This window comes from Janthinobacterium violaceinigrum (genome assembly GCF_009208555.1).
Classification (GTDB): domain Bacteria; phylum Pseudomonadota; class Gammaproteobacteria; order Burkholderiales; family Burkholderiaceae_D; genus Janthinobacterium; species Janthinobacterium violaceinigrum.
Window position 1 is genome coordinate 59,688 of sequence record NZ_WFLI01000034.1, and the last position, 8,267, is coordinate 67,954.

The window sequence follows — 8,267 nt, forward strand, 5'->3', positions numbered from 1 at the left end:
AATTTGCTAGTGTCAACGCGATCTTTTTTCATTTTTTTTAGCGGCCCGGCTGCGGGCCGCTGAAAATCGTGGAAAAAGTGCGGTTTTTACTCCGCGTGGTAGGCCGTCACGCGGGCCACTTCGTCTTTCGAGCCGAGGAACACGGGCACGCGCTGGTGCAGCTTGTGCGGGGCGATGTCCATGATGCGCTGCTGGCCGTCGGTGGCGGCGCCGCCGGCCTGTTCGACGATGAAGGCCATCGGGTTCGCTTCGTACATCAGGCGCAGCTTGCCCGGCATCGACGTGTCGCGCAGGTCGGCCGGATACATGAAGATGCCGCCACGGTTCAGGATGCGGTGCACGTCGGCCACCATAGAGGCGATCCAGCGCATGTTGAAATTGGTGCCGCGCGGGCCCGTGTCGCCGGCCAGCAGTTCGTCGACATAACGCTTGACGGGCGGATGCCAGTGGCGCGCGTTCGACATATTGATGGCAAATTCCTTGGTCGTCGGCGGAATCTGCATATTGCTTTGCGTGAGGACCCACGAACCCATCTCGCGGTCCAGGGTGAAGCAGTTCACGCCATTGCCGAAGGTCAGCACCAGCATGGTTTGCGGGCCGTACACGGCGTAGCCGGCCGCCACTTGCTTGCTGCCCGCCTGCATGAAGTCCTGCTCCGTCGGCTCGCCCATGCCTTCCGGCGCCTTCAGCACGGAGAAGATGGTGCCGATCGAAACGTTGACGTCGATGTTCGACGAGCCATCCAGTGGATCGAACAGCAGCATGTATTCGCCCTTCGGATAGCGGTTCGGGATCGGGTGGATCGATTCCATCTCTTCCGACGCCATGGCCGCCAGGTGGCCGCCCCATTCATTCGCTTCCAGCAGGATCTCGTTGGAGATGATGTCGAGCTTCTTCTGTACTTCACCCTGCACGTTTTCCGTGTCGGCCGTGCCCAGCACCTCACCCAGCGCGCCCTTGCTGACGGCGTGGCTGATGGTCTTGCAAGCGCGCGCGACGACTTCGATCAGCAGGCGCAGTTCGGCCGGAATGCTGTTGTTCGAGCGCTGCTCTTCAACAAGGTATTGCGTAAGACTGATGCGTTTCATGATTCCCTTTTGTTGTAATGACTAACCATTACCCCAGTCTCTGCCTGGGGGTGTAAATAATCTGCGTCTAGTTGGCCAGCGCCTTGCTGACCACTTCCATCACGTCATTCGACAAGCTGGCCTGGCCGGCGACCTTTTCCAGCGCGTCGCGCATGTGGCTTTGCAGCGCGGGCACGTAACGGCGCCAGCGGTCCATGGAGCGCGCCAGACGCGCCGCCACTTGCGGGTTCAAGGCGTCGAGCGCGATGACCTGCTCGGCCCAGAAGGCGTAGCCGCTGCCGTCAGCTGCATGGAACTGCGACGGATTACCGTTCGTGAAATTGAAGATCAGGCTGCGCGCGCGGTTCGGGTTTTTCAGGGTGAAGGCGGGATGCGTCATCAGCTGGCGCACGGCCTGCACATCGGTCGCGGGGGCGGCCGCCTGCATGGCAAACCACTTGTCGACCACCAGCGCCTCGTTCTCGAAGTCGGCATAGAAACTGGCCAGCGCGGCCTGCGCGTGCACGGCAGAACCCGAATGGATCAGGGCGCCCAGGGCGGCCGCGCGGTCCGTCATGTTGCCGGCGCTGTCGAACTGCTGCTGCGCCAGGGCCAGCTCCTGCTCGCCCGGCGCGATCAGCAGATAGGACAGGGCCAGGTTCTTCAGCGCCCGCTTGCCGGCCGACAGGGCGTCGGGGCTGTACTCGCCCGGCGTCTGGTTGGCGCGGTACTGCACCAGCAATTCAGGCTTCAGGGCTGCCGCGATCGTGCGGCGCATGAACTGGCGCGCCGCATGGATCGCCTGCGGATCGACTTGCGCCATGCGCTCGGCGATGATGGTTTCCGACGGCAGGATCAAGGCCAGTTCACGGAAGGCGGCATCGAGCGTGTCATCGGCCAGCAGGGCGCGCTGCGCGGCGATGAAGGTATCGTCCAGCGCCAGGGTCTCGCCGGCGGCGACGGCAGCGGTGAGTTTCAGCAGGCGCTCCATGGCCAGGCGCTGGCCCGCTTCCCAGCGGTTGACGGGGTCGCTGTCATGGCGGAACAGGTGCAGCAGTTGATCGTCGCTGTAGTCGTATTCCAGCACCACGGGCGCGGAAAAATCGCGCAGCAGCGACGGCACGGGCATTTGCGTCACGTGCGTGAAGCGGAAGGTCTGCGCCGCTTGCGTCAGTTCCAGCACGACGCTGGTGGCGCCGTTCGACACGACGCCATCGACGTGCAGCGGCATGTCGCGGCCATCGGCTGCCAGCAGGCCGACGGTGACGGGAATGTGGAAAGGCAGTTTCTTCGGCTGGCCCGGCGTGGCGGGGCAGCTTTGCGCCAGGGTCAGCTCGAACGTCTGGCTGGCCGCATCGTAGCGCGTGGACGCTTTCACCACCGGCGTGCCGGCCTGGCTGTACCAGCGCTCGAATTGCGTGAAATCGCGGCCATTCGCATCGGCCATGGCGGCGCGGAAGTCGTCGCACTGCACGGCCTGGCCATCGTGGCGTTCGAAGTACAGGTCCATGCCCTTGCGGAAGCCGTCGCGGCCCACGAGGGTCTGGTACATGCGCACCACTTCGGCGCCCTTTTCGTAGATCGTGACCGTATAAAAGTTATTGATCTCGACGAAGGAATCGGGACGCACGGGATGCGCCATCGGGCCCGCGTCTTCCGGGAACTGGGCCTGGCGCAAGGTGCGCACCTGGTCGATGCGCGTGACGGCGCGGCCCGTGTCCGTGCCGATCATGTCGGCCGAGAATTCCTGGTCGCGGAAGACCGTCAAGCCTTCCTTCAGCGACAGCTGGAACCAGTCGCGGCACGTCACGCGGTTGCCCGTCCAGTTATGGAAGTATTCGTGCCCCACCACCGCCTCGATGCCCGCGTAATCGACGTCCGTTGCCACGCGCGGATTGGCCAGCACGTACTTCGTATTAAAGATGTTCAAGCCCTTGTTTTCCATGGCGCCCATGTTGAAGTCGCCCACGGCGACGATCATGAAGCGGTCCAGGTCCAGCTCCAGGCCAAAGCGCTCCTCGTCCCAGCGGATCGAGTTTTTCAGCGACTGCATGGCGTAGTCGGTCTTGTCGAGGTTGCCGTCTTCCACCCACACCTGCAGCAGCACTTCGCGGCCGGACTTGAGCGTGTAGCGCTCTTCCTGGCACACCAGGCGCGCCGCCACCAGGGCAAACAGGTACGACGGTTTCTTGAACGGGTCTTCCCACTTGGCGTAATGGCGCCCGTCGCCCAGGTCGCCCTCTTCGATCAGGTTGCCGTTCGACAGCAGCACCGGATATTGCTGCTTGTCGGCGCGCAGCATGACCGTGTATTTGGCCATCACGTCCGGGCGGTCCGGGAAGAAGGTGATGCGGCGGAAGCCCTCCGCTTCGCACTGCGTGAAGAAGTTATGGTTCGACACGTACAGGCCGGACAGCGAGGTATTGTCCTGCGGCGCCAGCACGGTCTCGATATCGAGCAGCACGTCGTCCGGCGCTTTCGGAATGGTCAGCATGCCGGCCGTCAGCGTGTACTGCGACGGCTTGAGCAGCTTGCCGTTCAGGCGTACTTGCACCAGTTCAATGTGTTCGCCATGCAATTCAATGTTGCGGCTGGTGCTGGCCGGGTTGTGGCGCATGCGCATCCGGCTCGCCACCACTGTGCGGGCGGGATCGAGATCGAAACCAAGTTCGACGCTGTCGACCAGGAAGCTGGGCGGCGTGTAATCTTTGCGGTAAATCGTCTGAGGGCTGTCTGTGCGCATAGGGATTTGGGTGGGAGCGGAGGCAAAAGCCTATTTTACCAACACCAGGCAGGGAAAGGACCGATTCGCCCGCCATTTGCGCCGATTCGCGCCAGGAATGTTGGATTCCCTTACACGCCGACACGCCAGGTAACATTCTGTAATAATGTATGGAAACAAATAGAACTATTCTTATAATACTAGGCGATGAATTGCGTCTACCAACAATGAATTGCAGCGAATATCAGGAGATCAGGCAATGAAACGATATCTCACCATCATGATGGCCGCATTGACCGTGTTGCTGACCGGATGCGCCACTACCATACGCAGCGACGTCACCGTCTTCCATGAATGGCCTGCGCAATTGCAGGACAAATCGTATGTCTTTGAAGCGCCCGTGGCGGAAAACGATACGCTCGAATACCGCAGCTACCAGAATCTGGTGCGCGCGGAACTGGCAAAACACGGCTTCGGCGAAGCTTCCGGCCCTGCGGCCGCCAACTTGCGCGTGTCCATGAATTTTTCGACCGTCGACTACCCTGAACGCGTGCTGCAGGCCACCGACCCATTCTGGTATGGCCCCGGCTACTGGCCTGGCCGCTACGGCTACCGCTACGGCGCATGGCCAGGCTATGGCCGCTTCGGCTACAACCCTTACTGGTATGGCCCGATGGAAATGGAAGAAAGCGTGCGCCATAAATACGAACGCGAATTGCGCGTGACGATCAATGACCGCAACGGCAAGAAACTGTACGACGTGACCGTGCAATCGACCAGCAACAAGCGCGCCACGTCGCACGTGATGCCCGCCATGGTGGCCAGCGCCTTTGCCGACTTCCCCGGCCAGAGCGGCGTGCCGCGCAAGGTGGAAGTCAAGGTGGAATAAGGAAGCGCGCGGCCAGTATCCGGTGCGTTAAAAAAAACCGGCTTGTGCAGCGATGCGCAAGCCGGTTTTTCTCACCTAAGAATAATAGGCCTCGGCGGCAAAAGTGAGCACGCCGATCAGGGCCACGGCCAATAACAGCACGATCAGCAGGCGGCCGAACTTCGGCGCGCCGTCTTTTTCGCCCGCGCCGCTCATGGCACGATGATGGTCGAACCCGTGGTCTTGCGTCCTTCCAGGTCCGTGTGCGCCTGGGCGATATGGGCCAGGCTGTAGCGCTGGTTGATCTCGATTTTGACTTCGCCGCTGCTGACGACGCCGAACAGCGAGGCGGCCATCTCTTCCAGGTTCGCGCGGTTCGAGGCATAGCTGAACAGGGCCGGACGCGTGATGAAGAGCGAACCGCGCGACGCCAGCTCGCCGAGGGTGATGGCCGGCACGGGACCGGAAGCGTTGCCGAAGCTGACCATCATGCCCAGCGGCGCCAGGCAGTCGAGCGAGCCCGTAAACGTATCCTTGCCGATGGAGTCGTACACCACGGAGACGCCCTTGCCGCCCGTGATCTCGCGCACGCGCTCGACGAAGTTTTCCGTGTTGTAGTTGATGACGTGGGCGGCGCCATGCGCCTTGGCCAGCGCCGCCTTTTCATCGGAACCGGCCGTGCCGATCAGGTTCACGCCCAGCACCTTCGCCCACTGGCAGGCAATCAGGCCCACGCCGCCCGCGGCCGCATGGAACAGCACCGTGTCGCCCGCCTTCAGGGCCACCGTGCGGTGGAACAGGTATTGCACCGTCAAGCCCTGCAGCATCATGGCGGCGGCCGTATCGAAACCGATGCGCTCGGGCAGCACCAGCAGCAGGGCCGCCGGCAAGTTGCGCTGTTGCGCATACGCGCCGTTGATGCGCGCCGCGTAGGCCACGCGGTCGCCCACCTTGACTTCCGTGACGCCCTCGCCCACCGCCTCGACGATGCCCGCGCCCTCGACGCCCAGGCCATTGGGCAGCGGCTGCGGATACAGGCCCGTGCGGAAATACACGTCGATGAAATTGAGACCGATGGCCTCGTGTTTCACGCGCGCTTCGCCGGGACCGGGCGGCGGCAGTTCCACGTCCACATATTCCATCACGTCCGGGCCGCCCACGCGCTGTACGCGGATGGCTTTGGTGGTAATCGTTGCGTTCACAATATGCTCCTTGAAGAAGAATCGGAAAAAACGTCAGGCGGCGGCCTGGGCGCGCGCCTGCAGCTGCGACAGCACCAGGTGCGCCGACGACAGATTCGTTGCGCACGCCACGTTGTGCACGTCGCAGGCGCGCACCAGGGCGTTGATGTCCGGCTCGTGCGGCTGCGGCGTCATCGGGTCGCGCAGGAAGATCACGCAATCGATCAAGCCTTCCACCAGCAGGGAGCCGATCTGCAAGTCGCCGCCGAACGGGCCCGAATGCTTGCGCTCGACGGCCAGGCCCAGTTCGTTGATCAGGCGGCCGCCCGTGGTGCCCGTGGCCGACAGTTCGCAGCCCTTGAGAAAGTCCAGGTATTCGCCCGCCAGGGTAATCATGTCATCTTTTTTCTTGTCGTGGGCAATCAGGGCGATGCGTGTTTTCATGGTGGGGACGTTTTCAGTGGGTGGAGGAATTATTTCTTTTTCGACAGCAAATAAATACCGGCCAAGACCAGGCTGGTACCGGCCAGTTGCCAGTTGGTGATCGGTTCATCGAGGATCATGGCGCCCAGGAACAGGGTCGACACGGGGCCGATCATGCCCGCCTGCGAAGCAACGGGCGCGCCGATGCGCTCGACGGCGATCATCGTCATGAAGACGGGCATCACCGTGCAAAAGATGCCGTTCAGCAAAGACAAACCATACACGGGCATGGGCTGAATCAACAATTCGACGGGGCGCAGGATGAAAAATTGAGCGATGCAGGCAAAGCTGGCCACGCACATGGCGTAGGAAACGAGCCGCATCGAGCCGATGCGCTTCACCAATTCTCCCGAGCCCAGCAGGTACACGGCGTAGGAACAGGCCGAGCCCAGCACCAGGGTGGAGCCCAGCGCCACATTGTTGGCGCCGCCCTGCAAGTCGTGCACGAAGACCAGCACGATGCCGCAATACGAGGTCAGCAAGGCCAGCCACTGCATGCGGCTGATGCGCTGCTTGAAGTAGACGGTGGTAATCAGGAGCACGAAGGTGGGCGTGAGGAACAGAATCAGCCGCTCCAGGCCCACGGAAATGTATTGCAGCCCGAGGAAGTCCAGATAGCTGGACAGGTAATAGCCGACCAGTCCCAGCCCCACCAGGCGCCAGCGGTCGCTGACCGACAGGGGCGGCTCCGTGCGCATCTTCCACCAGGCGATGACGGCAAACACGGGCAGCGAGAAGATCATCCTGAAGGCGATCAGGGTGACGGCATCGATCTGGTAGCGGTACAGCAGCTTGGCAACGATGGCCTTGGTGGAAAACAGCACCGCCCCGCCCACGGCGATGGCCAGGCCACCGAGGTAGACGGAACGGGGAATCGAAGGAGGAGATGCTTGCGGGGAACTGGAGCTCATCTCCAGATTGTAAGGCAAAAGCCGGGGTCAGACCCCCTCGGGCGGCAGCGCAAGCCTCAGAGCTAGCCGTATTGAGGGTCTGCCCCCAGCAGGCCGGCCTTTAGGACACCACCACCGCCGCCGCGCCCGCCGTCACGGTGGCCGTCGTCACGCGCGCAATCACGTTCGATGGCGCCGCCGTGCCGACCAGCTTGTTCACCTGCTTGAACTGCGCCACCAGCTTGCCGGGCGTCAAGGTGACCACAGTATAGCCCTGTGCATCCGTGTTCAGATGCTTGATCCACGGATTGTTGCCCAGGCCGGACAATTGCTGTGCCAGGCCCAGCAGGGTTACGCTGAAGTCAGTGCTCGCTTTCAAGCCAGCCTGCACGGCCGCGACCGTGGCATCGAGCTGCGCTTCCGGCACGCCCTTGGCGGCCAGCGCGCCGCGCAGCTGCACGCGCAACTGCTCGAGCAGGCTGTCGACGGTCGGCACGGCCTTGCCCATGGTGTAGTCGAGCAGGTTGACGTCGAGATTGACCGTGCCCACGCCCGTGACGGGGATGGCCAGCGGATAGCTGACGAGGGTGCCGATATCGCCCATCGTGCCGGCCGCCGACTTCAGGTAGCTGAAGAAGGAGTCGGAACTGACGCCGGCCGACACCAGGTCGACCATGACGGGCGTGCCGCCGCCGGCCGCATCGAAATCGTCGCTGACCGTGCCGGCAAAGAAGGAGTGGATATCGCCCGTGATCGCCACCACGTTGCCGATGGCATTCGTCTTCAGGTGCGCCATCAGGTTCTTGCGTTCGCTGTTGTAGCCATCCCACTGGTCGCAATTGAGCAGGAAACGCGTGAAGAACGGCGCCAGCGCCGCCTGCTGGCCGGAAGCGGCGACAAAGGCCGAGGCCGCGCCCTTGGCCTGCACGTCGGGCTTGATCCAGCCGAAGGCGATCACTTGCGCGGCGGCGGCCGGCGAGCCGCTGTTGTAGGCCGCCACCGTGATGCCGGCCTGCGCCGCGGAGAGGCCGGCGCCCACGGCAGCGGCGCCCTGCG

At 62.9% G+C, this 8,267-nt stretch carries 7 protein-coding genes; 1 reads left to right on the top strand and 6 read right to left on the bottom strand.

Translation table 11 applies throughout. The annotated features are described in order from the left end of the window. Positions 1–86: 86 nt before the first annotated feature. Together GCN75_RS22830 and pepN are read right to left on the bottom strand one after the other, a co-directional pair. Entirely contained in the window at positions 87–1,088 is a 1,002-nt protein-coding gene (locus GCN75_RS22830) for a class 1 fructose-bisphosphatase (protein ID WP_077408194.1), read from the bottom strand. Positions 1,089–1,155: 67 nt separating this feature from the next. Next, the gene (pepN, locus tag GCN75_RS22835) at positions 1,156–3,810 is read right to left on the bottom strand and encodes an aminopeptidase N (RefSeq protein ID WP_152284432.1); all 2,655 of its coding nucleotides are present in this window, start codon (positions 3,808–3,810) and stop codon (positions 1,156–1,158) included. Positions 3,811–4,048: 238 nt separating this feature from the next. Here pepN and GCN75_RS22840 point away from each other — a divergent pair, with 238 nt between their 5' ends. After that, entirely contained in the window at positions 4,049–4,678 is a 630-nt protein-coding gene (locus GCN75_RS22840; protein ID WP_152284433.1) for a DUF4136 domain-containing protein, read from the top strand. A 191-nt stretch (positions 4,679–4,869) separates the two neighbouring features. Here the strand turns inward: GCN75_RS22840 and GCN75_RS22845 are convergent, their stop codons facing one another. From GCN75_RS22845 to GCN75_RS22860, 4 genes are all read right to left on the bottom strand, one after another. Further along, positions 4,870–5,799: a quinone oxidoreductase family protein gene (locus GCN75_RS22845; RefSeq protein ID WP_264372558.1), complete on the bottom strand. Its 930-nt coding sequence runs from the start codon at positions 5,797–5,799 to the stop codon at positions 4,870–4,872. A gap of 93 nt (positions 5,800–5,892) precedes the next feature. Beyond that, a complete protein-coding gene (locus tag GCN75_RS22850) occupies positions 5,893–6,282 on the bottom strand; it encodes a methylglyoxal synthase (protein ID WP_152284435.1) in 390 nt (129 codons plus the stop codon). Between the two features lie 29 nt (positions 6,283–6,311). Then, entirely contained in the window at positions 6,312–7,232 is a 921-nt protein-coding gene (locus tag GCN75_RS22855) for a DMT family transporter (protein WP_152284436.1), read from the bottom strand. 100 nt (positions 7,233–7,332) lie between these two features. After that, positions 7,333–8,267: alkaline phosphatase D family protein (locus tag GCN75_RS22860; RefSeq protein WP_193317615.1), on the bottom strand; the 935-nt coding region annotated here is incomplete at its 5' end.

What these genes read in the sequence shown, in the direction of transcription:
- GCN75_RS22830 (WP_077408194.1), bottom strand. Translation starts at nt 1,088, where the DNA reads ATGAAACGCATCAGTCTTACGCAATACCTTGTTGAAGAGCAGCGCTCG.
- pepN (WP_152284432.1), bottom strand. Translation starts at nt 3,810, where the DNA reads ATGCGCACAGACAGCCCTCAGACGATTTACCGCAAAGATTACACGCCG.
- GCN75_RS22840 (WP_152284433.1), top strand. Translation starts at nt 4,049, where the DNA reads ATGAAACGATATCTCACCATCATGATGGCCGCATTGACCGTGTTGCTG.
- GCN75_RS22845 (WP_264372558.1), bottom strand. Translation starts at nt 5,799, where the DNA reads ATGGAATATGTGGACGTGGAACTGCCGCCGCCCGGTCCCGGCGAAGCG.
- GCN75_RS22850 (WP_152284435.1), bottom strand. Translation starts at nt 6,282, where the DNA reads ATGAAAACACGCATCGCCCTGATTGCCCACGACAAGAAAAAAGATGAC.
- GCN75_RS22855 (WP_152284436.1), bottom strand. Translation starts at nt 7,232, where the DNA reads ATGAGCTCCAGTTCCCCGCAAGCATCTCCTCCTTCGATTCCCCGTTCC.